20 protein-coding genes are annotated in these 22,148 nt (G+C 68.5%); 6 read left to right on the top strand and 14 right to left on the bottom strand.

What is annotated here, in order from left to right; genetic code table 11:
* Window positions 1-23 precede the first annotated feature (23 nt).
* Entirely contained in the window at window positions 24-884 is an 861-nt protein-coding gene (gene aroE, locus AC1DFC_RS19890) for a shikimate dehydrogenase (protein ID WP_007831397.1), read from the top strand.
* On the top strand, window positions 881-1,624 hold the full coding sequence (gene mtgA / locus AC1DFC_RS19885; protein ID WP_007831396.1) for a monofunctional biosynthetic peptidoglycan transglycosylase: 744 nt from the start codon (window positions 881-883) through the stop codon (window positions 1,622-1,624). Before aroE ends, mtgA begins: the two co-directional genes overlap by 4 nt.
* Here the strand turns inward: mtgA and AC1DFC_RS19880 are convergent.
* Window positions 1,590-2,015, bottom strand: a complete 426-nt coding sequence (locus tag AC1DFC_RS19880; protein WP_007831394.1) for a ribosomal maturation YjgA family protein — start codon at window positions 2,013-2,015, stop codon at window positions 1,590-1,592. The genes mtgA and AC1DFC_RS19880 overlap by 35 nt on opposite strands.
* Between AC1DFC_RS19880 and AC1DFC_RS19875 the strand changes: the two genes are divergently transcribed.
* On the top strand, window positions 2,016-2,873 hold the full coding sequence (locus tag AC1DFC_RS19875; protein WP_007831392.1) for a lysophospholipid acyltransferase family protein: 858 nt from the start codon (window positions 2,016-2,018) through the stop codon (window positions 2,871-2,873).
* 12 nt (window positions 2,874-2,885) lie between these two features.
* Window positions 2,886-3,875 carry a phosphatidate cytidylyltransferase gene (locus AC1DFC_RS19870; RefSeq protein ID WP_007831391.1) on the top strand — a complete coding sequence of 330 codons (990 nt, stop codon included), beginning with the start codon at window positions 2,886-2,888 and terminating at the stop codon, window positions 3,873-3,875.
* Window positions 3,876-4,024: 149 nt separating this feature from the next.
* Here the strand turns inward: AC1DFC_RS19870 and AC1DFC_RS19865 are convergent, their stop codons facing one another.
* Complete coding sequence (locus tag AC1DFC_RS19865; RefSeq protein WP_478179852.1) at window positions 4,025-6,100, bottom strand: ATP-binding protein; 2,076 nt, start codon at window positions 6,098-6,100, stop codon at window positions 4,025-4,027.
* 147 nt (window positions 6,101-6,247) lie between these two features.
* On the opposite strand from AC1DFC_RS19865, the gene ruvC reads away from it, so the two are divergent.
* Complete coding sequence (ruvC, locus tag AC1DFC_RS19860) at window positions 6,248-6,796, top strand: crossover junction endodeoxyribonuclease RuvC (RefSeq protein WP_007832433.1); 549 nt, start codon at window positions 6,248-6,250, stop codon at window positions 6,794-6,796.
* Window position 6,797: 1 nt separating this feature from the next.
* Here ruvC and AC1DFC_RS19855 read toward each other — a convergent pair whose 3' ends face one another.
* A complete protein-coding gene (locus tag AC1DFC_RS19855; RefSeq protein WP_413333404.1) occupies window positions 6,798-8,120 on the bottom strand; it encodes a serine hydroxymethyltransferase in 1,323 nt (440 codons plus the stop codon).
* Window positions 8,121-8,236: 116 nt separating this feature from the next.
* Here AC1DFC_RS19855 and AC1DFC_RS19850 point away from each other — a divergent pair, with 116 nt between their 5' ends.
* Entirely contained in the window at window positions 8,237-9,193 is a 957-nt protein-coding gene (locus AC1DFC_RS19850) for a LysR family transcriptional regulator (RefSeq protein ID WP_007832440.1), read from the top strand.
* A gap of 34 nt (window positions 9,194-9,227) precedes the next feature.
* Here AC1DFC_RS19850 and AC1DFC_RS19845 read toward each other — a convergent pair whose 3' ends face one another.
* The 11 genes from AC1DFC_RS19845 to mraY form a co-directional block, all read right to left on the bottom strand.
* Window positions 9,228-9,404, bottom strand: coding sequence for a hypothetical protein (locus AC1DFC_RS19845; protein ID WP_007832441.1), 177 nt, complete (start codon window positions 9,402-9,404; stop codon window positions 9,228-9,230).
* Between the two features lie 14 nt (window positions 9,405-9,418).
* Window positions 9,419-10,342: a UDP-3-O-acyl-N-acetylglucosamine deacetylase gene (lpxC, locus tag AC1DFC_RS19840; protein WP_042673244.1), complete on the bottom strand. Its 924-nt coding sequence runs from the start codon at window positions 10,340-10,342 to the stop codon at window positions 9,419-9,421.
* Window positions 10,343-10,650: 308 nt separating this feature from the next.
* Window positions 10,651-11,862 (bottom strand): cell division protein FtsZ, encoded by a 1,212-nt coding sequence (ftsZ, locus tag AC1DFC_RS19835; RefSeq protein WP_007832443.1) that lies wholly within the window; start codon window positions 11,860-11,862, stop codon window positions 10,651-10,653.
* 170 nt (window positions 11,863-12,032) lie between these two features.
* A complete protein-coding gene (gene ftsA, locus AC1DFC_RS19830; protein WP_007832444.1) occupies window positions 12,033-13,262 on the bottom strand; it encodes a cell division protein FtsA in 1,230 nt (409 codons plus the stop codon).
* A gap of 28 nt (window positions 13,263-13,290) precedes the next feature.
* Complete coding sequence (locus tag AC1DFC_RS19825; protein ID WP_007832445.1) at window positions 13,291-14,079, bottom strand: cell division protein FtsQ/DivIB; 789 nt, start codon at window positions 14,077-14,079, stop codon at window positions 13,291-13,293.
* A gap of 2 nt (window positions 14,080-14,081) precedes the next feature.
* On the bottom strand, window positions 14,082-15,053 hold the full coding sequence (locus tag AC1DFC_RS19820; RefSeq protein ID WP_007832446.1) for a D-alanine--D-alanine ligase: 972 nt from the start codon (window positions 15,051-15,053) through the stop codon (window positions 14,082-14,084).
* Window positions 15,050-16,513 (bottom strand): UDP-N-acetylmuramate--L-alanine ligase, encoded by a 1,464-nt coding sequence (gene murC, locus AC1DFC_RS19815; RefSeq protein ID WP_007832447.1) that lies wholly within the window; start codon window positions 16,511-16,513, stop codon window positions 15,050-15,052. The genes AC1DFC_RS19820 and murC overlap by 4 nt, the downstream gene beginning before the upstream one ends.
* Window positions 16,510-17,574, bottom strand: coding sequence for an undecaprenyldiphospho-muramoylpentapeptide beta-N-acetylglucosaminyltransferase (gene murG / locus AC1DFC_RS19810; protein WP_007832448.1), 1,065 nt, complete (start codon window positions 17,572-17,574; stop codon window positions 16,510-16,512). Before murG ends, murC begins: the two co-directional genes overlap by 4 nt.
* Window positions 17,571-18,869, bottom strand: coding sequence for a putative lipid II flippase FtsW (gene ftsW / locus AC1DFC_RS19805; RefSeq protein WP_007832450.1), 1,299 nt, complete (start codon window positions 18,867-18,869; stop codon window positions 17,571-17,573). The genes murG and ftsW overlap by 4 nt, the downstream gene beginning before the upstream one ends.
* The gene (gene murD, locus AC1DFC_RS19800) at window positions 18,866-20,953 is read right to left on the bottom strand and encodes a UDP-N-acetylmuramoyl-L-alanine--D-glutamate ligase (protein WP_478179851.1); all 2,088 of its coding nucleotides are present in this window, start codon (window positions 20,951-20,953) and stop codon (window positions 18,866-18,868) included. The genes ftsW and murD overlap by 4 nt, the downstream gene beginning before the upstream one ends.
* A gap of 7 nt (window positions 20,954-20,960) precedes the next feature.
* Complete coding sequence (gene mraY / locus AC1DFC_RS19795) at window positions 20,961-22,139, bottom strand: phospho-N-acetylmuramoyl-pentapeptide-transferase (protein ID WP_007832453.1); 1,179 nt, start codon at window positions 22,137-22,139, stop codon at window positions 20,961-20,963.
* Window positions 22,140-22,148: the final 9 nt, after the last annotated feature.

Here is a 22,148-nt window from a genome sequence, read left to right as displayed (position 1 = left end):
GAAAACCCAAGGAGGCAGACGCCATGGACCTGTACTGCGTCATGGGCAACCCGGTCGAGCACAGCCGCTCGCCCGGCATCCACGCGCGTTTTGCCGAACTCTGCGGCCAGCAGCTGGACTACGGCCGGCGGCTGATTCCGCTCGGCGCCTTCGCCGAAGGCATCGCGGCCTTTCGCAGCGAAGCCGCCGAACGCGGCGACACCGCGCGCGGCTGCAACATCACGGTCCCCTTCAAGTTCGAAGCCGCTGCGCTGGCGCAGCACACCAGCGAACGCGCCCTGCTCGCGCAGGCGGCCAACACGCTACGCTTCGACGCCGACGGCAGCATCCACGCGGACAACACCGACGGCATCGGCCTGGTCAACGACATCGTGCGCAACGCGGGCGTGCCGCTGAAAGGTAAGGCGCTGCTGCTGATCGGCGCGGGCGGTGCGGCAGCCGGCGTGCTCGGCCCGCTGCTCGATGCGGGCGTCTCGCGCGTCGTGGTCGCGAACCGCACCGTCGGCAAGGCCGTCGAGTTGGTGCGCCACCATGCGGCCATCGCGCTGCGCCATGGCGCCTCGCTCGAGGCCTGGGCGCTCGACGAAGTGCCGGGCGCCTTCGACGTGGTGGTCAACGCCACCGCCTCCAGCCTCGCGGGCGACGCGGTGCCGGTGAAGGCCAGCGTGCTGCGCGCCGGCGGGCTCGCGGTCGACATGATGTACGGCCCCGCGGCCGCGGGCTTCATGGCCTGGGCCGAGGCGCATGGCGCGGTGGCGCGCGACGGGCTGGGCATGCTCGTCGAGCAGGCGGCCGAGTCGTTCGAGATCTGGCGCGGCGTGCGCCCGCCTTCCGCACAGGTGCTGGCCGAAGTGCGCGCATCGCTTGCCGCTGCGAAAAAATGAAAGCCGTGCTGCGCCTGATCGCCTGCCTCGTGGTGGCGGGCGCGGCACTCGAGCTGTTCTTCGTGGCGCGCATCGCGGCAATGGCCGTGGTCGATCCGCAGAGCACCGCGTTCCAGCGCTCCGAAGCCTTCCAGATTGCCATCCACCAGGGCAGCGGCGGCGGCTGGCGGCAGCAGTGGGTGCCCTATTCGCAGATCAACGACACGCTCAAGCGCGCCGTCATCGCGAGCGAGGACGCCGGCTTCGTCGACCACAACGGGGTGGAGTGGGAAGCCATCGAGCGCGCGCGCCAGCGCAACGCCAAGGCCGAGGAGCTGGCCGCCAAACGCGCGGCGCGCGCCTTGGCACGCGGCAAGCCGGTGCGGCCCGTGCAGCTGCGCGGCGGATCGACCATCACGCAGCAGCTCGCGAAGAACCTGCTGCTGTCCAGCGAACGCACCTTGCTGCGCAAGGGCCAGGAGCTGGTGCTCGCCACGCTGCTCGAAGTGCTGCTGGACAAGCGGCGCATCCTCGAGATCTATCTCAACAATGTCGAGTGGGGCGAAGGCGTGTTCGGCGCCGAGGCGGCGTCGCAGTACTACTTCCGCAAGCCGGCGTCGCGCCTGAGCACCAGCGAGGCCGCGCGCCTCGCGGTGATGCTGCCGAGCCCCAGGTTCTTCGAGCGCCGGCTCGGTTCGCCCTACCTGAGCGGGCGGGCGTCGACGGTCATGGCACGGATGCCTGCGGCCGAACTGCCCTGAGCGTGCCGCGCAGGCCTTCGATGGCCAGCACCGCACCGAAGCCGATCACATAGGCCAGCACGTCCCACCAGTCGGCCGTGCTGCCGAGCACGATGCGCAAGGCGCGGTTCGGGATGTGCAGGTGCCACGCCGCCGCGAGGTATTGCCCGAGCTCGACCGCGAGCCCCACGCCCAGCGCGGCCAATGCCAGCGGCCATACGCGTGCGGCGATCGCGGTCCTGAAGACGAAGTACACCCACACCACGGCCAGCACGTCGCCGAAGAAGCTGCGCAGCCAGCCCCAGCGCGCGCCGACGGTGGCCAGCAGCACGAGAACGAAGAACAGGGCCACCGCCCACACGAGTGAAAGAGGATCGAGACGCCATCGCATGGCCCGTATCATCGCGCCCATATGCTGGCAAAGCTCACGGGTTGGTTGTTGTTGGGAATCGTCCGGTTGCTCACAGGCGCCCAGGCGCGCTGGTATGGCTGTCCGCCGAAGGCCGAGCAGCGCATCTACTTCGCCAACCACCAGAGCCATGCCGACCTGGTGATGATCTGGGCGGCGCTGCCCGAGGAGCTGCGCAGCATCACGCGGCCGATCGCGGCGCGCGACTACTGGGCCAACACGCCGGTCAAGCGCTGGATCACGACGGAGGTGTTCAACGCGGTGTACGTGGAGCGCCAGGCGGCGCCTGCTGCGACGGCATCCCTTGCCCCTGTGGCGGTCGAGGCCCCGCCGCCAGCGCCCGCTGCGCGAGCCGTCGCTCCCTCACCGGCCGAGCGCATCGAGCCGTCGATGGAGCCCCTGCTGCCATTGACGACACCGGAACCGCCCGCCGAGACGGTGCCCGAAGCGCAAGGCCGGCTCGACCTGCCGGAGCCCCCTGCCCCGCCGCCTCCGTCGGCAGAACCCGAAGCCCCGCCCGTCGCGGCAGCTCCTGCCCCCGATCCGCTTGCGCCCCTCGTCGAAGCCCTGCGAAGCGGCGACTCGATCATCATCTTTCCCGAGGGCACGCGCGGCCACACGGGCGAGCCGCAGAAGTTCAAGTCGGGCCTCTACACGCTAGCCACGATGTTCCCAGAGGTGGTGCTGGTGCCCGCCTGGATCGACAACGTGCAGCGCGTGATGCCCAAGGGCGAGATCGTGCCAGTGCCCATCCTCTGCTCGGTCACTTTCGGCGCGCCGATCCGTGTCGAAGAAGGCGAAGAGCGCCGGCCCTTCCTTGATCGTGCGCGTGCCGCGGTGATTGCCTTGCGCGATGTCTGAAATGACCGACAGATGAACCAGTTCCTGCGCAGCCTCACCCCGACCCAACAGGTCGCTGCACTCTTCCTCATCGTCTTCGGCCTGCTCGCAATCGTGAGCGCCACCGCGTTCTTCCTCACCTTCCGGGAGCGCCGCAACCCCGTGCACGACGCCGCCTGGCAAGCCGAACTGGCGCACTTCCGCGCGCTGCTGGGCACCACCTGGTTCATGGTGATCATCTTCTGGATCGGCTGGGCGCTGGGCGAAACCGTGGCCACCGTGCTGTTCGCGCTGATTTCCTTTTTCGCGCTGCGCGAGTTCATCACGCTCTCGCCCACGCGGCGCGGCGACCACCGCAGCCTGATCCTGGCCTTCTTCGTGGTGCTGCCGATCCAGTTCTGGCTGGTGGCCACCGCGCGCTTCGACCTGTTCACCGTGTTCATCCCGGTCTACGTGTTCCTCGCGATCCCGGTGGCGAGCGCGCTGGCCGACGACCCGAGCCAGTTCCTCGAGCGCAACGCCAAGCTGCAGTGGGGCATCATGGTCTGCGTCTACGGCATGAGCCACGTGCCTGCGCTGCTGCTGCTGAGCTTTCCGGGCTACGAAGGCAAGAGCGCGTTCCTCGTGTTCTTCCTGGTGTTCGTGGTGCAGACCTCGGTGCTGGTGCAGCACCTGATCTCGCGCCGCATGCAGCGCACGCCCTTCGCGCCCAACGTGAGCCGCAGCTTCAACTGGACCAGCTGGGGCATCGGCATCGTCGTGGCCAGCCTGGTGGGCGCGCTGTTCTCGTTCATCACGCCGTTCAGGTTCGGGCAAGCGCTGGCGGTATCGGTCATTGCCTGCATCGCGGGATCGATGGGGCACCTCGTGATGAAGGCGCTCAAGCGCGACCGGGGGATTCCGAACTGGGGCCAGAAGGGCGTGGGCGTGACGGGAGCCAACGGCCTTCTCGACCGGGTCGATGCGCTGTGCTTCGCCGCCCCGATCTTCTTCCACTCGATCCGCTGGTACTTCAACGCCTGAACGTGGCACACCCCCAGGCTGCGCGCACTTCGTGTCGCTTCGCCAACCCCCTTGCAGGGGGCAATACCTGCGGCCCGGCAAAGCCGGTTCCGCGGTATTCCTGAAAGAACTCCGGAGACAGTTCAGATTCGAGTGTCGGGTGACCTCGCTCAGGCCTTGCGTCGCACCACGCGGTCGAAGGCCTCCTTGGCCTTTCGGCCGAACGCCCTGGCCTTCAGCGCCTGCAGCTCGCGCATGAGGCGCGCGCGCTGCTCGGCCGACAACGCCGTGCCGAAGCGCCCCAGCGCGGCTTCGAGCGCCGCGCGCTGCGCCTCGACGCGACCCTGCCGGCCCTCGGCCTCGGCCAGCCATTCGCAGGCATTGGCGACGCGTTCGCGCAGTGCGGCATCGCCTGTATCGCCGAAGCGCGCAATGAGCGCGCGATACGCCTTGGCCTGCCCCACGGGATCGCCGAGCTTGTCGAGCGCCTTGGCCTTGTTGATCATCGACTTGGCGGCCCACAGCTGCAGCGTGCCTTCCCTCGCACCGGTGGTGCGAGCGATGGCCTCGTCGTAGCAGTCCACGGCCGCCTTGAGCTGGCCGGTCTGGCGCAGCGTGGCGCCCTTGCGGAACAGCGCACCGACCACGCGCCCGCGCAGGTCCGGCAACTCGGAGTTGCCCCAGCGCGCGACGATCTGGTCGTGCACCCGCATCCCGTCGTCGTGCAGGCCGAGGCGGTCGAGCGCGGTGCTCTTGTATTGCAGGCACAGCGCGACGGTCTCCTGCATCTCCGTGGACGGGTCGGCGCCGTAGCGCGCGTCCATCGCATCGGCGGCAACGACCACTTCGGCGAAGCGCTCCAGCGCGACCAGGCAAAAGGCCTTGTGGACCAGCGCCCGCGCGCACTGCCGGCGCAGCTCGGGGTGCGGCGACGCGCCATGCGCGGCCAGCACCTCGTCGAACAGCGCGATGGCCTCGTTCGATTCGCCGGCATCGCCATGCTTGCGGCCCTGCCTGACCTTGTCGCGCACTTCGTCGCGCAGCTCGGACGGCAGTTCCGGCAGGTTGCCGGCGGCATCGGCCTTGCGCAGCCGCTTCAGGCAGGCCTGGCGGCCGGCGGTGGCCTTGTCCAGGGTGTCCTGCAGCTCGGGCGTGAGAGCGCCCCGCAATTGCTTCGCGAGCTGCTCGTACACGGCGAGCGCCTCTTCGGCCCGGCCGAGCCGTTCGAGCAGCACGAAGCCCTTGTTGAGCAGCGCGCCCGCCACGGTGCGCTGCACCCCGGCATCGGAGTCTGCGCCGAAGGTGGCGAGCAACCGCTCGCAGGCGGCCAGCGCGGCCTCCCCGTCATCCTGCTCGCGCAGGCCCACCGACCAGTCGTAGGCACGGCGCACGGCCATGCGGCGTACCTGCGCCGAGGCATCGCGGCCGTAGCGCTCGAGCAGCCAGTCGACCAGCTCGGCGCGGTTCGCATGCTCGTCGATGCCGAACCCGTCAAAGAACAGGGTCAGCGCCCGCACGCCCTCGATGCGCAGCTCGGGCGCCGCGTCCTCAAGGCCGGCCTCGATCTGGTCGGCCACCGCCAGGCACATCACCTGGGCCTGCGCATGCTGCGCCAGCTCGCGCAGGTTCAGCACCGAGGCCAGGCGCGCGCGCGCCACGCGCAGCACCACGCCCGGGTCGGTGCTGCCGTCGAAGCGCTCGATTACCGCATCGAGCGTGGCCAGTGCGTCCTGCGGCAGGCCGCGGTGATGTTCGATCTCGGCCTTGAGCAGCCGGGCCTCCGCGCGCCAGGCGTCGAGCGCGGCATCGGGCTGGCTGTCGAGCAGTTCGCTCATGGCGTCGCAGGCCTCGCAGCGCGCCGCGGGCTCGTCGATCCACCAGGTGCGCTGGTACAGCGCATGGGCGATGTGCTCGCGGATCCCTGGCTCGCCGCGCTGGCCGTGCGCGGCGATCAGGCGGTCGAGGGTGGCGAGCGCATCGGCGGGGCGGTGCATCTGGCGCAGCATGTGCGCCAGCAGGCGCAGCGCCTGGCAGCAGGGCACGACCACGCCGGCCTCGGGCATGGCCGCGAATTCGTTGAGCAGCCGGGTGCAGCCGGCCAGCGCCTCGTCGCGGCGGCCCAGGTCGTTGAGCAGTTCGACGCGCCGGAAGCTCGCGGCTGCGCGTTCAGCGGGGTGCTGCAGGCGTTCGAGCAAGGCTTGCGCCTCGTCCAGTTGCCGCTGCGCGGAGGACTCGACTACATTCACATTCGCTTCCTTGTGTGGCGTGCCCTGCGGGAAGCGGGGCAGACTGTACGAATCGGCACGGATTCTGCCCGCGATCGCGCGGCTTTCCAGCGCTGGCTCGGTCCTTCTCTCTCCTCTTTGCTCGGGCGTAGGCCTTTCGTTTCTCTCATGCGCATTCTTGGCATCGACCCCGGCTTGCAGACCACCGGTTTCGGCGTGGTCGACGCGGACGGCCATGCGCTGCGCTACGTGGCCAGCGGCACCATCAGCACCCGGCACCTGGGCACCGGCAACCTGCCGGCGCGCCTGAAGGTGCTGTTCGACGGCATCGCGGAGATCACGTCGCGCTACCAGCCCGATGCGTCGGCGGTCGAGATCATTTTCGTCAATGTCAACCCGCAGTCGACGCTGCTGCTGGGGCAGGCGCGCGGTGCCTGCGTGACCGCGCTGGTCAGCAACAACCTCTCGGTAGCCGAGTACACCGCGCTGCAGATGAAGAAGGCCGTGGCGGGCCACGGCCAGGCCGCCAAGGCGCAGGTGCAGGAGATGGTGCGGCGGCTGCTCGACCTGCCGGGCCTGCCGGGCGCCGATGCGGCGGACGCGCTGGGCATCGCCATCACGCATGCGCAGGTGGGGCGCTCGATGGCGCGGCTCGCGGAAGCGGCCCAGCTGTCGAAGACCCACGCCGGCACCTACCGGCAAGGGCGTTCGCGCTGAGTCAGCGCACGATGTAGCGCAACTCGCCGAGCCGCGTGCGGCGCTCGCGCACTTCGGCGGCCACGCACGCCGCATCGCCTTCGAGTGCACGCGCGATCCAGTCGGCAAGCTGCGGCATGTCGTCGGGCGTGAAGCCCAGGCGCACGATCTCGGGCACGCCGAGCCGCAGGCCATTGATGTCGCCCTCCACGGGCGCGATCGGCAGGCCGATGCCGCAGGCCAGCAGGCCGCCTCGCGCGAGCTTCTTCGCCGCATGCTGCCCGCCGCCCCAGCGCGCTGCTTCAACCGCAAGCTGGTGCGACTGCGTGAAGCCGCGCGCCTTCGCGAACACGGGCAGGCCTTGCGCATCGAGCGCGCGCGCCAGTGCCTGCGCGGTCTCGCGCATGGCAGCTGCATAGGCTGCGCCATGCGCCTTCCAGTCGAGCAGCCCGCGGGCCAGCGCGGCCGTGCGGCCCGCATCCGAATTGGCCGTGAGGCCGGGGTATGCGATGGCGTCGATGCGCTCCATCAGCGCCGCGTCATTCGACACGATCAGGCCACCCACCGGGCCGCCCAGGCTCTTGTAGGTGCTCATGGTGATCGCATGCGCACCCTGTTCGAGCGGCTGCGGCCACGCCTTGCCGGCCACCATGCCCGAGAGGTGCGCCGCGTCGAACAGCAGCTTCGCGCCCACGCCATCGGCGATCTCGCGGATCTCGGGCACCGGATGCGGAAACAGGTTCAGGCTGCCGCCGATGGTGATGAGCTTCGGCTTCACTTCGCGCGCCAGCCTGGCCAGCGCGATGGTATCGACCGTATAGCCATCGGCATCGACGGGCGCGGAAACCGGCTTCAGGCCATAGAGCCCGGCCGCGCCCGCCGCATGGTGCGTGACGTGGCCGCCGATGCTGGGCGGCGGCACGATGATCGTGTCGCCAGGCTGGCAAGTCGCCATGAACACGTAGAGATTCGACAGCGCGCCGGAACTCACGCGCACTTCGGCGAACTTCGCGCCGAAGACCTCAGCCGCGAGTTCGGCGGCGACGACCTCGATCCGCTCGATGGCCTCCAATCCCATCTCGTACTTGTCGCCCGGATAGCCGAGCGAGGGGCGCGAGCCGAGCCCGCGCGACAGCAGCGCCTCGGCGGCTGGGTTCATCACGTTGGTAGCGGGGTTGAGATTCAGCCCGTCGATGTCGTGGATGCGGTGGTTGTCGGCCACCAGCCGCTCGATCTCGGTGGCGACGCCCGCCGCATCGCGCGCGGCGGCGTCGGCGGCAATGGAAAGCACGTGGTCTTCGCTGGCGGCGGGAACCCAGGGGCGGCGTTGCAGGGCGGCGGGCATGCGGTGGATCTCGCTGGAAGTGATGGATGGGCGCATCGTCGCCTGCAGTGCGCGGCCGGGCAAACCGGATAATCTAGGCCTGAGCCCTGGAAAAACTTGGCCTGGAAGATCCTCGCATGCCGCTCGCACCGCCCCGCCCTCGCCTGCCGCCGCACACGGCCGTGCGCGCTTTCGAGGCGGCCGCGCGCCACGGCAGCTTCGCGCGCGCGGCCGAAGAACTGTTCGTCACGCCGGCCGCCGTCGCGCAGCAGATCAAGGCGCTGGAAACCTGGGCCGGCGGCGCACTGTTCGAGCGGCACAGCCAGGGCATTCGCCTCAGCCCGCACGGGCGGCGTGCCTTGCCTGCCCTCAGCGCGGCCGTCGATCAGCTCGGCCTTGCGGTGCAGGCACTGCGCCACGAGACCCAGACCGCCGCGCGCCGCAGCACGCTGCAGGTGGCTGCGCTGCCGGCCGTGGCGCAGCTTTGGCTGTCGCCGCGGCTCTCCCGGCTGAAGGCCGCGCTGCCCGGCGTACAGGTGTCGGTCACGGCGTTGGAGCAGCCGCCGAATTTCCGCCGCGAGCCCTTCGATCTCGGGCTGTTCTATGCACGGGCCGGCGAGCACATCGAAACAGCCGTTGGCGCGCAGGCGATCCCGCTGGTACGCGACCGGCTGCTGCCGGTGTGCAGCCCGCGCCTGCAGCAGCCATCGCCCAGCGGCAGGCCGCGCTCCCTCGATGACCTGACGGAACTGCTGGCGCGCTGCGGCGGCCTGCACGACACCGTCTGGCGCGACGACTGGCCGCGCTGGCTGCAAGCCGTGCGGCCCGGCACCACGGCGATCGAAGCCGACGCGCTCGCGGCCGGCCCCGACTTCTCGCTCTACAGCCTCGCACTGCAGGCCGCGCTCGATGGCGAAGGCGTGCTGATGGGTCGCGAGCGGCTGGTTGCGCCAATGCTTGCGCAAGGCAAGCTGCATGCGCCCTGGGGCAGGCCGAAAGCAGTCGGCGACACAGTCATGCTGCTGGTGCCCACACACCGCAAGGGACCGCTGCTCGCGCAACAGGTGCAGGCGTTGCAGGCGCTGGCCACCTGACGGGCCAATGCACGAAGCCTGGGGGCGAGCCCAACTACACGACGCGTTCGGCGATCAGCACCGCGAAGAAGCCGAACGCCGCGAGCAGCGTCCACTTCAACACGATCCATCCGATGCGCCGGTACCTGGCCTGCCCCGTGCCCGCATAGAACGCGAAGCACACGCCCGCCACCAGCAGAAGCAGCAGGATGGCCCAGCGGAAAAGAAGCATCGTCGGGGCGACGCCTACCAGGCGCGGGCGACTTCGCCGAAACCGCGTGGCGCGCGCTTCTCGTCGTCGAAGGTCACGACTTCGTAGGCGTCGCTGTGCGAGAGCAGTTCGCGCAGCAGCTTGTTGTTGAGCGCATGGCCCGAGCGGAACGCGGTGTAGGCCGCCAGCAGCGGCTTGCCGATGATGTAGAGGTCGCCCATCGCGTCGAGGATCTTGTGCTTCACGAACTCGTCGTCATAGCGCAGGCCGCCGGCATTGAGCACCTTGGTGTCGTCCATCACGATGGCGTTGTCCAGCCCGCCGCCGAGCGCGAGGCCCTTGCTGCGCATGTACTCGACCTCCTTGGTGAAACCGAAGGTGCGCGCACGCGCGATGTCGCGGCTGTATGAATCGGTGCCCAGGTCGAACTCCACGCGCTGGCCGGTGGAGTTGACGACGCGGTGGTCGAAGTCGATCTCGAAGCTCAGCTTGTAGCCGTGGTATGGCTCCAGGCTCGCCCATTTCTCGTTGGCGCCTTCGCCCTCGCGCACCTCGACCTTGCGGGTCACGCGGATGAAGCGGCGCGGCGCCTTCTGCAGCGCGATGCCCGCGCTTTGCAGCAGGAACACGAAGGACGAGGCCGACCCGTCGAGGATCGGCACTTCGTCGGCCGTGATGTCGATGTAGAGGTTGTCGATGCCCAGGCCCGCGCAGGCGGACATGATGTGCTCGACGGTCTGCACCTTCGCGCCGCCGGTGGAGACCGTGGACGCGAGACGCGTGTCGGTGACCGACTCGGCGGTCATGCGGATCTCGACCGGCTCCGGCAGGTCGACGCGGCGGAACACGATGCCCGTGTCAGCCGGGGCCGGACGCAGGGTCAGCTCCACGCGTTGGCCGCTGTGAAGCCCCACGCCCACGGCGCGGCTGATCGACTTGAGGGTTCGTTGTTGCAGCACGCCGGGGATTTTAGGCGCGCGCCGGGCGTGGGCCCCTAGGCCCTTCGCTATGGCACCGATAGACATGGGTCCTATCCATTAAAGCCCCGACGATGGACGCAAGGGGCACGAAGTGAACGCAGCGCCTAGGGTCAGGGGAAGTCCCTTTCAGGTCCCCCCTGCGCCCCTTGCGAACCTTCGTGCCCTCTGCGTCTATAGGCCGCTTCGCGAAACACCGAGGATCCGGCTCCGCCGGTCCTCAGGTGTTGCCCCCGGCAGGGGGAAGGCGAAGCGACACGAAGTGCGCGCAGCCTGGGGGCGAGCCGATATCAGTCGGCCTGGCGGCGCAGGAAGGCCGGGATCTCGAAGTCGTCCATGCCGCCCGAAGACAGCGCGTCCACCTTCGCGGCGGCCATCGTGCGGTTGGTGCGCCACACGCTGGGAACGGCCATGCCGTCGTAGTTGGGCTGGCTGCCGCTGCCACCGGCATGACCCATGCCACCGAGCGTCGGCACGGTGAACGGGATGTTGTCGGTACCGGTGCGGATCACTTCGAGCGTGGGGGCCTGACGGCGGGCATCGGCACGCGAGAGGCCGGTGGCCACCACGGTCACGCGCATCTGGTCGCCGAGGCTGTCGTCGTAGGCGGCGCCGTAGATCACGTGCGCGTCCGGCGAAGCGTAGGCGCGGATGGTGTTCATCGCGAGCTTCGACTCGTTCAGCTTCAGCGAACCCTTCGACGCCGTCACCAGCACCAGCACGCCCTTGGCGCCCGAGAGGTCGATGCCTTCGAGCAGCGGGCAGGCCACGGCCTGTTCGGCGGCGATGCGCGCGCGGTCCGGGCCCGCGGCGGCGGCCGTGCCCATCATGGCCTTGCCGGGTTCGCCCATCACGGTGCGCACGTCTTCGAAGTCGACGTTGACGCCGCCGTACTCGTTGATGATTTCCGAGATGCCGCCCACGGCGTTCTTCAGCACGTCGTTGGCGTGCGCGAAGGCTTCGTCCTGGGTGATGTCCTCGCCCAGGACGTCGAGCAGCTTCTCGTTGAGCACCACGATCAGCGAGTCGACGTTGGCTTCGAGTTCGGCCAGCCCGGCGTCGGCGTTGGTCATGCGACGGCCGCCTTCCCAGTCGAAGGGCTTGGTCACCACGCCCACGGTGAGGATGCCCATTTCCTTCGCGACGCGCGCGATCACGGGAGCGGCGCCGGTGCCGGTGCCGCCGCCCATGCCGGCCGTGATGAACAGCATGTGTGCGCCGTCGATGGCCGCGCGGATGTCGTCCACCGCGAGCTCGGCCGCTTCACGGCCCTTGTCGGGCTTGCTGCCGGCGCCCAGGCCGCTGGTGCCGAGCTGGATGATCTTGTGCGCGCTGCTGCGCTGCAGTGCCTGTGCGTCAGTGTTCGCGCAGACGAACTGAACGCCCTGCACGCCGCGTTCCATCATGTGGGCGACCGCGTTGCCGCCGCCACCGCCGACACCGATCACCTTGATCTGCGTGCCCTGGTTGAACTCTTCGACTTCGATCATTTCGATGGTCATTTTTAACTCCTTGAATCTTGCAGTTGCCGTTGTGTATCTATGAATTTTTCTTGTGCCGTGACGGGATCAACGATGAGACCGTCACGATGGTGGACCTGTGCGCCGCCATCGCTCGTTGAAATGCAATGGAGGGCTTCCACGCGCGAGCCAGAGTGGGGAATGGATCATGGTCAGAAGTTCCCCACGATGAAGTCCTTGAAACGTCCGAATGCAGTCTTTACCGACCCATTCTTCTGCGCGACCTTGAAGCCGCGCATGCGCGCGAAGCGAGCTTCTTCGAGCAGACCCATGACTGTCGCCGCACGGGGCTGCGCGACCATGTCGGACAACGCGCTCGAATACTTCGGAATGCCGCGCCGCACAGGCTTCAGGAAGATGTCTTCCCCAAGCTCGACCATGCCCGGCATCACCGCGCTGCCACCCGTGAGCACCACGCCCGACGACAGCACTTCCTCGTAGCCCGACTCGCGCACCACCTGCTGCACCAGCGAGAAGATCTCTTCGATGCGCGGCTCGATCACGCCGGCCAGCGCCTGCTTGCTCAGCATGCGCGGGCCGCGATCGCCCAGGCCCGGCACTTCGACCTGCGTGTCGGGGTCGGCCAGCAGCTGCTTGGCATAGCCGTTTTCGACCTTGATGTCTTCCGCGTCCTTCGTCGGCGTGCGCAGCGCCATCGCGATGTCGCTCGTGATGAGGTCGCCCGCGATCGGGATCACGGCCGTGTGGCGGATCGCGCCGTTGGTGAAGATCGCCACGTCGGTGGTGCCCGCGCCGATGTCGACCAGCACCACGCCCAGTTCGCGTTCATCTTCCGTCAGCACCGCCTGGCTCGAGGCCAGCGGGTTCAGCATCAGCTGGTCGACCTCGAGGCCGCAGCGGCGCACGCACTTGATGATGTTCTCGGCCGCGCTCTGAGCGCCGGTCACGATGTGCACCTTGGCTTCGAGCCGCATGCCGCTCATGCCGATCGGCTCCTTCACGTCCTGGCCGTCGATCACAAACTCCTGCGGCTCCACCAGCAGCAGGCGCTGGTCGCTCGAGATGTTGATGGCGCGCGCCGTCTCCACCACGCGGGCCACGTCGGCGGGCGTCACTTCCTTGTCCTTCACCGCCACCATGCCGCTGGAATTGATGCCGCGGATATGGCTGCCGGTGATGCCGGTGTAGACGCGGCTGATCTTGCAGTCGGCCATCAGCTCGGCCTCTTTCAACGCCTGCTGGATGCTCTGCACCGTGGCGTCGATGTTCACCACCACGCCGCGCTTGAGCCCATTGCTCGGCGCGATGCCGAGGCCGGCCAGCTTGAGCTCGCCACCGGGTAGCACCTCGGCCACCACCACCATCACTTTGGCGGTGCCGATGTCGAGTCCTACGACCAGGTCTTTGTATTCTTTGGGCATTGATATGTCCTCGATTTCTCGGTATTCGCTACTTGATTTTTCTTGGGGCCTCTGGCGAGACCGTGGTGACGCCGCGCAGCCGCAGTGCATACGCGTCGTTGTGGCGCAGATCGGCGCCCTCGACGTCGGCCATCGTGCGGCGGTACTGCCCCGCGACCTGGGTCACGGTCTTCAGGAACCGCTGCAGGCGGGCCGTCACCTCCTCGCTCTGGCCGCGGCCGAGTTCAATCTCTGCGCCGCTGTCGAGCACCACCTTCCAGCTGCCCCGGCTCGACAGCGTGAGCTCGTCGACGGCCAGGTCGTAGGGCTGGAACTGCGGCTGCAGCACGCGGTACATGCCCAGCACCTGGCCCGCCTGTTCGATCGGGCCATCGAGGCGCGGCAGGTTGTCGTCGACCTCGGCCACGTTGGCCTCGAACACGTCGCCGAAACCATTGATCAGTTTCGAGCCCGCCTCGTCGCCCCAGTTGGCCACCGGCACCTGCTCGGTCAGCGTCACACGAAGCTTGTTCGGAAACTCGCGCCGCACCACCGCGCTGCGCACCCACGGCACGGACTCGAAGGCGGAACGCGCGCGCGCCAGGTCGATGGTGAAGAAGTTGCCCGACAGCTGCGGTGCCACGTTGGCGCGCAGCGTGACCGCGTTGTTGTGCGTGACCTCGCCGTCCACCTTGATCCCGGCGAGCGGGAAGAACGGCTGCCGAAGCACCCACCACGCGCCCGCCGCCAGCAGCATGAGCGCCACCATCGCGAAGGCAATGTTCGCGACGATGTTCATGAGCTTGACGTCGAAGGGAGCGGGGATGCCGTCGGCCATGGCTATTGCGCCCCCCCCGTGGCGTCGAGCGCGGCCGAGGCCAGCACGCGCAGGCACAGTTCTTCGTACGCGATGCCCGCGGCTCGGGCCGACATCGGCACTAGCGAATGGCTGGTCATGCCGGGCGAGGTGTTCATCTCCAGCAGGAATGGCTTGCGGTCGCTGGCGCGGATCATCACGTCGGCGCGGCCCCAGCCACGGCAACCGAGCGTGTGGTACGCGGCCAGCGTGATGCGCTGGATCTCGTGCTCCTCGGCCTCGGGAAGGCCGCTCGGGCATTGGTACTTCACGTCGTCGGTGAAATACTTGTTCTGGTAGTCGTAGGCGCCCTCGGGCGCGGCGATGCGCACCACCGGCAGCGCGCGCGCATCGAGCCCCTGGCCGAGCACGGCACAGGTCACTTCCTCGCCCTCGATGAACTCCTCGCAGAGCACATCGGCGTCGTATTTCGCGGACAGCGTGACCGCGTCCTGCATCTGGGAGTAGCCCTCGACCTTGGTCACGCCGATGGACGAGCCCTCGCGCGGTGGCTTCACGATCAGCGGCAGGCCGAGCACGTCGGGCACCACCATGACCTGCTCGCGGCTTTGCTGGTCGAAGGCCAGGCGCACGTACTTGGGTGTGGGCAGGCCGTCGGCCTGCCAGATGCGCTTGGTCATGACCTTGTCCATGGCCACGCTCGACGCCATCACGCCCGAGCCGGTGTAGGGAATGCCGAGCAGTTCGAGCGCGCCCTGCACGGTGCCGTCCTCGCCATGGCGGCCATGCAAAGCGACGAAGCAGCGCGCGAAGCCTTCGCGCTTGAGGTCGGCCAGCTCGCGCTGCGAAGGATCGAAGGCGTGCGCGTCGACACCGCGCGAACGCAGGGCTTCGAGCACGCCGGTGCCCGACATCAAAGAGATTTCGCGTTCGGCGGAACTGCCGCCGAACAGCACGGCAACCTTGCCGAAGAGTTGAGGATTCTGAAGGCTCATGAGGCCCTCCCTTTGCGCGAACCGCGCTCCGATGTTGAGGGTGCCGCAGCCACAGCCGCGCCGAGTTCGACGACCTTGCCCGGCACCGCGCCGATGGACCCGGCGCCCATGGAGAGCACCACGTCGCCCGGACGGGCGTTGTCGAGAATGGCCTGCGGCATGGCCGCGATGTCGTCGACGAACACCGGCTCGACCTTGCCGGCCACGCGCAGCGCGCGCGCCAGCGTGCGCCCGTCGGCCGCCACGATGGGTGCCTCGCCCGCGGCATAGACCTCGCCGAGCAGCACGGAGTCGGCGGTACCGATGACCTTCACGAAATCCTCGAAGCAGTCGCGCGTGCGGGTGTAGCGGTGCGGCTGGAAGGCCAGCACCAGCCGACGGCCCGGGAACGCGCCGCGCGCGGCCGCGATGGTGGCCGCCATCTCGACCGGGTGATGGCCGTAGTCGTCGATGACGGTGAAGGTGCCGGCTGCATGGCCCCCTTGCACGGCCACGTCGCCGTAGCTCTGGAAGCGGCGGCCCACGCCCTTGAAGTCCGCAAGGCCGCGCTGCACGGCCTCGTCGGGAATGCCGAGCTCCACCGCCACCGCGATCACCGACAGCGCGTTGCGCACGTTGTGCTCGCCCGGCAGGTTCAGCACGATGGGCAGGTCCGGCAGCGTCACGCCATTGCGGCGCTGCGCGGTGAAATGCATCTGGCCGCCGACCGCGCGCACGTCGACGGCGCGCACCTGGGCGTCCTCGCCGAAGCCGTAGCTGGTGACCGGGCAGGTCACGTTGGCCACGATCTCGCGCACCGCCGGATCGTCGGTGCACAGGATGGCCACGCCGTAGAAGGGCATGCGGTGCAGGAAATCGACAAAGGCCTTCTTGAGCTTCGCGAAGTCGTGCCCGTAGGTCTCCATATGGTCGGCATCGATGTTCGTGACCACCGCCATCACGGGCAGCAGGTTCAGGAACGACGCGTCCGACTCGTCGGCCTCGACCACGATGTAGTCGCCGCTGCCGAGCTGCGCGTTGGCACCGGCGCTGTTCAGGCGCCCGCCGATCACGAAGGTCGGGTCGAGTCCGGCGGCGTCGAGCACGCTTGCCACCAGGCTGGTGGTGGTGGTCTTGCCATGCGTGCCGGCAATGGCGATGCCCTGCTTCAGCCGCATCAGCTCGGCCAGCATCAGCGCGCGCGGCACGACCGGAATGCGCTTCTCGCGCGCGGCCAGCACTTCGGGGTTGTCCGACTGCACGGCGGTGGAGGTGACGACCGCGTCGGCCCCGTCGATGTGCGCAGCAGCGTGACCGACGAAGGTGCCGATGCCCAGGCCCGCGAGCCGGCGCAGCGTGGCGCTGTCGGACAGGTCGGAGCCCGTGATCCTGTAGCCCAGGTTGAGCAGCACCTCGGCGATGCCGCTCATGCCAGAGCCGCCGATGCCCACGAAATGGATGTGACGAATCGCGTGCTTCATTTGGCAAGCTCCTCGCAGGCTTGGACTACGGCTTCCACCGCCTTCGTCTTCTGCATGGTCTTGGCCTTGACGGCCTTCTCTATCAGCGCGTCGCGCCCGGTTTTCTGTAGCAAATCAGCCAGCAATTCAGGAGTGAGGTCGGTCTGCTGCACGAGCCACCCGCCGCCCGCGTCCACGAGGAAGCGCGCGTTGGTGGTCTGGTGGTCGTCGACCGCCGAGGGGAAAGGCACGAACAGCGCTGCTGCGCCGACGGCCGCGATTTCTGTGACGGTACTGGCACCGGCGCGCGCGACGATGATGTCGGCGTCGGCATACGCCTGCGCGGTGTCTTCGATGAAGGGCGTGAGCTCGCCTTCGACGCCGGCCGCCGTGTAGTTGGCGCGCAGCTCGTCGATCTGCTTGGCGCCGCTCTGGTGCAGCACCTGCGGGCGCGTCGCCGGTTCGATGCGGGCCAGCGCCTGCGGCACCACGGTGTTGAGGCCGCGCGCCCCGAGGCTGCCGCCCACCACCAACAATTTGAGCGGCCCGGTGCGGCCCGCGAAGCGCACGGCCGGATCTGGCTTGGAGGTAAACGCCGCGCGCAGCGGATTGCCCACCCATTGCGCCTTCTTCAGCACGTTCGGGAAGGCCGTGAACACACGATCGGCGACGCCTGCCAGCACCTTGTTGGCGAGGCCGGCCACCGAGTTCTGCTCGTGCAGCACCAGCGGCTTGTTGAGCAGCACGCCCATCATGCCGCCCGGAAAGGTGATGTAGCCACCCAGGCCCACCAGCACGTCGGGCTTCACGCGGCGCACCACGCGCAGGCTCTGCCAGAAGGCGCGCAGCAGCTTCAGCGGCAGCAGGAACAGCGTGAGCGGGCCCTTGCCGCGCACGCCGCCGAACTGCACCGGCTCGAAGGCGAAGCCGCGCGGCGGCACGAGCTTTTCTTCCATGCTGCCGGGCGCGCCCAGCCAGTGCACCTGCCAGCCGCGCTCGCGCAGGGCCTCGGCCACCGCGAGTCCGGGGAAGATGTGGCCACCGGTACCACCGGCCATGACGAGTGCGGTACGGCCGGTCATACGCGGCCTCCACGCATGAGGACACGGTTTTCGTAATCGATGCGCAGCACCACGGCCAGCGCCACCAGGTTCATCAGGATGGCCGAGCCGCCGAAGCTCATCAGCGGCAGCGTCAGACCCTTGGTCGGCAGCGCACCGAGATTCACGCCCATGTTGATGAAGGTCTGGAAGCCGAGCCACACGCCCACGCCCTGGGCCACGAGGCCCGAGAACACGCGGTCGAGCGCGATCGCCTGCCGGCCGATGTGCATGATGCGGCGCGTGAGCCAGAGGAACAGGCCGATGATCAGCAGCACGCCGACCAGGCCGAATTCCTCGCCGATCACGGCCAGAAGGAAGTCGGTGTGCGCCTCGGGCAGCCAGTGCAGCTTCTCGACGCTGCCGCCCAGGCCCACGCCGAAGATCTCGCCGCGCCCGATGGCAATCAGCGAGTGCGACAGCTGGTAGCCCTTGCCGAGCGCGTGCTCTTCGCTCCACGGATCGAGGTAGGCAAAGATTCGTTCGCGGCGCCACGGGCTGGTCGCGACGATGGTGCCGAAGGCCACCACCACCAGCGCGGCGATCACGAAGAACATGCGCGCGTTCACGCCGCCCAGGAACAGGATGCCCATGGCGATCACCGCGATCACCATGAAGGCACCCATGTCGGGCTCGGCCATCACCAGCATGCCGACCACCACCACCGCGATGCCCATCGGCAGCACGGCGCGGAAGAAGCGCTCCTTGATCTCCATCTTGCGCACCATGTAGCTGGCGGCGTAGAGCACCATCGCGAGCTTGGCCAGCTCCGAGGGCTGGAAGCGCATGAAGCCCATCGGCAGCCAGCGGCGCGCACCGTTCACGTTGATGCCGATGTGCGGAATGAGCACGGCCACCAGCAGCAGCAGCGAAGCCACGAAGAGCCATGGCGCGGCGCGCTCCCAGGTCTTCATGGGGATCTGGAAAGCCAGCAGCGCGGTGATGAACGCGAAGATCACCGAGGCCGCATGCCGCGTGAGGAAATACGAGGCGCTGTAGCCGGCGCGCGCAAAGCGCGGGTTGTCGGGCAGCGCGATGGAGGCCGAATACACCATGACCAGGCCCCACATCAGCAGTGCGACCGTGACCCAGACCAGCGCCTGGTCGAAACCCAGCACGCGCATCGGCGTGGCCTTTGTCTGCGCGACGCCGGCGCCGCCCAACCGCACAGGCAGGTGCACGGGCAGCGAGTCGATCCCGCTGCGGGCGCGCCTGAACCAGCCGCCGAAGCGGCCGGTGGATGCGTTGGGCGTGGCGCCCGAGGCGGCAGAGTTCAAACCGTGTCCTCCGTCGAATCGCCCATGCCGCGCGGGCTGTCCTCGAAGGCCTGCACGGCCTCGCGGAACACCTCGGCGCGGTGCGCGTAATCCTTGAACATGTCGAAACTCGCACAGGCCGGTGACAGCAGCACGGCATCGCCGGGGTTGGCGCGTGCGGATGCGAGCTTCACGGCCTCGTCCATCGAGCCGGCATGCAGCAGCGAAACGCCGGTCTGTGCCAGCGCGGCTTCGATGAGCGGCGCGTCGCGGCCGATGAGCACCACGGCGCGCGCGTACTGGCGCACGGGTTCGGCCAGCGGCTCGAAGTCCTGTCCCTTGCCTTCGCCGCCGAGGATCACGACGACGCGGCGCTCTTCGCCGAGACCGGTCAGCGCGGCCACGGTGGCGCCTACGTTGGTGCCCTTGCTGTCGTCGAAGTACTCGACCTCGTCCACGATGGCGATGGGTTCCACGCGATGCGGCTCGCCGCGGTATTCGCGCAGGCCGTAGAGCATCGGGCCCAGCGGGCAGTCGGCGGCACTGGCCAGCGCGAGCGCGGCCAGCGCGTTCATGGCGTTGTGGCGGCCGCGGATGCGCAGCGCATCGGCGGGCATCAGTCGCTGCAGGAAGATTTCTTCCTCGACCACGGCACCGCGCTTGCGCTTCTGCGTTTCGTCGGCCTCCAGTGCACGCACCAGCCAGGCCATGCCGTTGACGCGCTCGATGCCGTAGTCGCCCGGGCGCAGCGGCATCGCGCTGCCGAAGGTGATGTGCGTGCGGATCTGCGGGCGCTGCAGCTTGACCCTGACGGGTGCGGGCAGCATGGCCATCACGCCGTCGTCGTCACGGTTCAGGATCATCAAGCCCCGTGAACCGAAGATGCGCGCCTTGGCTGCGGCATAAGCCTTCATGTCGCCGTGCCAGTCGAGATGGTCCTGCGTGAGGTTGAGCACCGTCGCAGCGGTCGGCTCGAAGCCCTGCACGCCGTCGAGCTGGAAGCTCGACAGTTCGAGCACCCACACGTCGGGGAGTGTGCCGGCATCGATGTGCGCGGACAGCGTATCGAGCAGCGTCGGGCCAATGTTGCCGGCCACGGCCACGGTCTTGCCCGCGCGTTCGATCAGCTGGCCGGTGAGCGAGGTCACGGTGGTCTTGCCGTTGGTTCCGGTGATGGCGAGCACCGCGGGCGTATAGCCCTTTGGCGCTTCGGGCTCGACGGGAGGCGCCAGTTCGAGCTGGGGCGACTCTTCCTCCACCGCGGCCGAGGCCGGATTGGTGGCGGAGATTTCGGCGATCTTGGCGACGAACTCTGCAGCCTCCCTGGCGGCGGTCGGGACGTAGGGCTTGCCTGTGGTCGGGAGGCGGGAGACGGTGGCGGGTGCAGCCTTGGGCGCATCCGCCGCCTCCGGTGCTGCTTGCACTGCGCCGTCGGTCTGCTCAGGTTCGGCCTCGACGGCTTCCGTCGTCGTGATGACTTCGGCGGGTGCGGCCTCCGAAGCTTCCGACGGCATCGGGGCGGCAACGCTCATCGACGGGTCGCGCGGCATCGCCTCGGCCATCGCGGGGACGGTCGATTCGGGCTGCGCTTCGACAGGTTCAGCAGCTTCGGCCGGGGCCGGGGGTTCGACCGCTTCTTCAACCGGCGCAGGCTCCTCCAGCGCCAGCTGCGCCTGAGCTTCGGGCTCGGCCGGTGCTTCCGCTTCGGCGGCGGCTTCGGGTTCAGGCTCCGGCCCGGCTTCCACCACCGGCACCTCGACCGTGCGCAGATCCAGCAGCGCGCGCGCGAACAGGTCCAGTTCGCCACCGACCGGCAGGCCCATGGCCCGCGCCGCATCGGCCACCGGCGCGATGGTTTCGGGCGACAGGCCCGGCGAGCGGTACACGGCGCGAATCGGTGTGCCCTCGACCAGCGCGGCCGAGAACGGCCCGCCGACAAAGCCCACCTCGGGCAGTTCCGCCCGCAGCGTCGCCAGCAGCGACGGCGCTTCGCGCGTGTCGGCCACGGTCACGACGGCACCGTGGCGCGCGCACCAGCGCGTCATCGCCAGCCCGGACGCACCGAGGCCGAGGACGAGGACGGGGAGGTCTTTCAGATGCCGCATGTTCCTGTCACCGCAGCTTCAGCGTCGAAAGGCCCACGAGGCACAGCAGCATCGTGATGATCCAGAAGCGCACAACGACCTGCGTCTCGCGCCAGCCGCTCTTCTCGAAGTGATGGTGCAGCGGCGCCATCTTGAGCACGCGGCGGCCTTCGCCGAAGCGCTTCTTGGTGTACTTGAAGTACATGACCTGCGCCATCACCGAGATCGCCTCGACCACGAAGATGCCGCCCATGATGAAGAACACGATCTCCTGGCGCACGATGACCGCGATGGTGCCCAGCGCGCCGCCGAGCGCCAGCGCGCCCACGTCGCCCATGAACACCTGCGCCGGGTGCGTGTTGAACCAGAGGAACGCAAGCCCCGCGCCGGCCATGGCCGAGCAGAACACCAGCAGCTCGCCCGAGCCCGGGATGTTGGGGAACAGCAGGTACTTGGAATACACCGCGCTGCCCGTGACGTAGGCGAACACGCCCAGCGCCGAGCCCACCATCACCACCGGCATGATCGCCAGCCCATCGAGGCCGTCGGTCAGGTTCACCGCATTGCTCGCGCCCACGATCACGAGGTACGTGAGGATCACGAAGCCGATGCCGCCGAGCGGGTAGCTCACTTCCTTGAAGAAAGGCACCAGCAGGTTGATCTTGGGCGGAAAGTCGAGATCGAAGCCCGAGCGCACCCAGGCGAAGAACAGCTCGAGCACGCGCCAGTTGGAGCTTTCGGAGATGCTGAACAGCAGGTAGAAGCCCGCGAGCAGGCCGACCAATGACTGCCAGAAGTACTTCTCGCGCGAGCGCATGCCTTCCGGGTCCTTGCGCACCACCTTGCGCCAGTCGTCGACCCAGCCGATGGCACCGAAGCCCATGGTGACCCACAGCACGATCCACACGAAGCGGTTCGAGATATCGAACCACAGCAGCGTGGCGAAGGCGATGGCGAACAGCACGAGCACGCCACCCATGGTGGGCGTGCCGCTCTTGGTCAGGTGCGTTTCCATGCCGTAGCCGCGCACGGGCTGGCCGATCTTGAGTGCGGCAAGGCGGCGGATCACGTAAGGGCCGGCCACGAGGCCGACCACGAGCGCGGTCAGCGCGGCCATCAGCGCGCGGAAGGTGAGGTACTGGAAGACGCGCAGGAACCCGAACTCGGGCGAGAGCGTCTGCAGCCATTGGGCCAGGGTCATCAGCATGTCTTTTCG

It is taken from the genome of Variovorax sp. 10L421 (assembly GCF_056395365.1).
The sequence above is the reverse complement of the archived record's forward strand: the minus strand, read 5'-3'. Positions and strand labels throughout refer to the sequence as shown.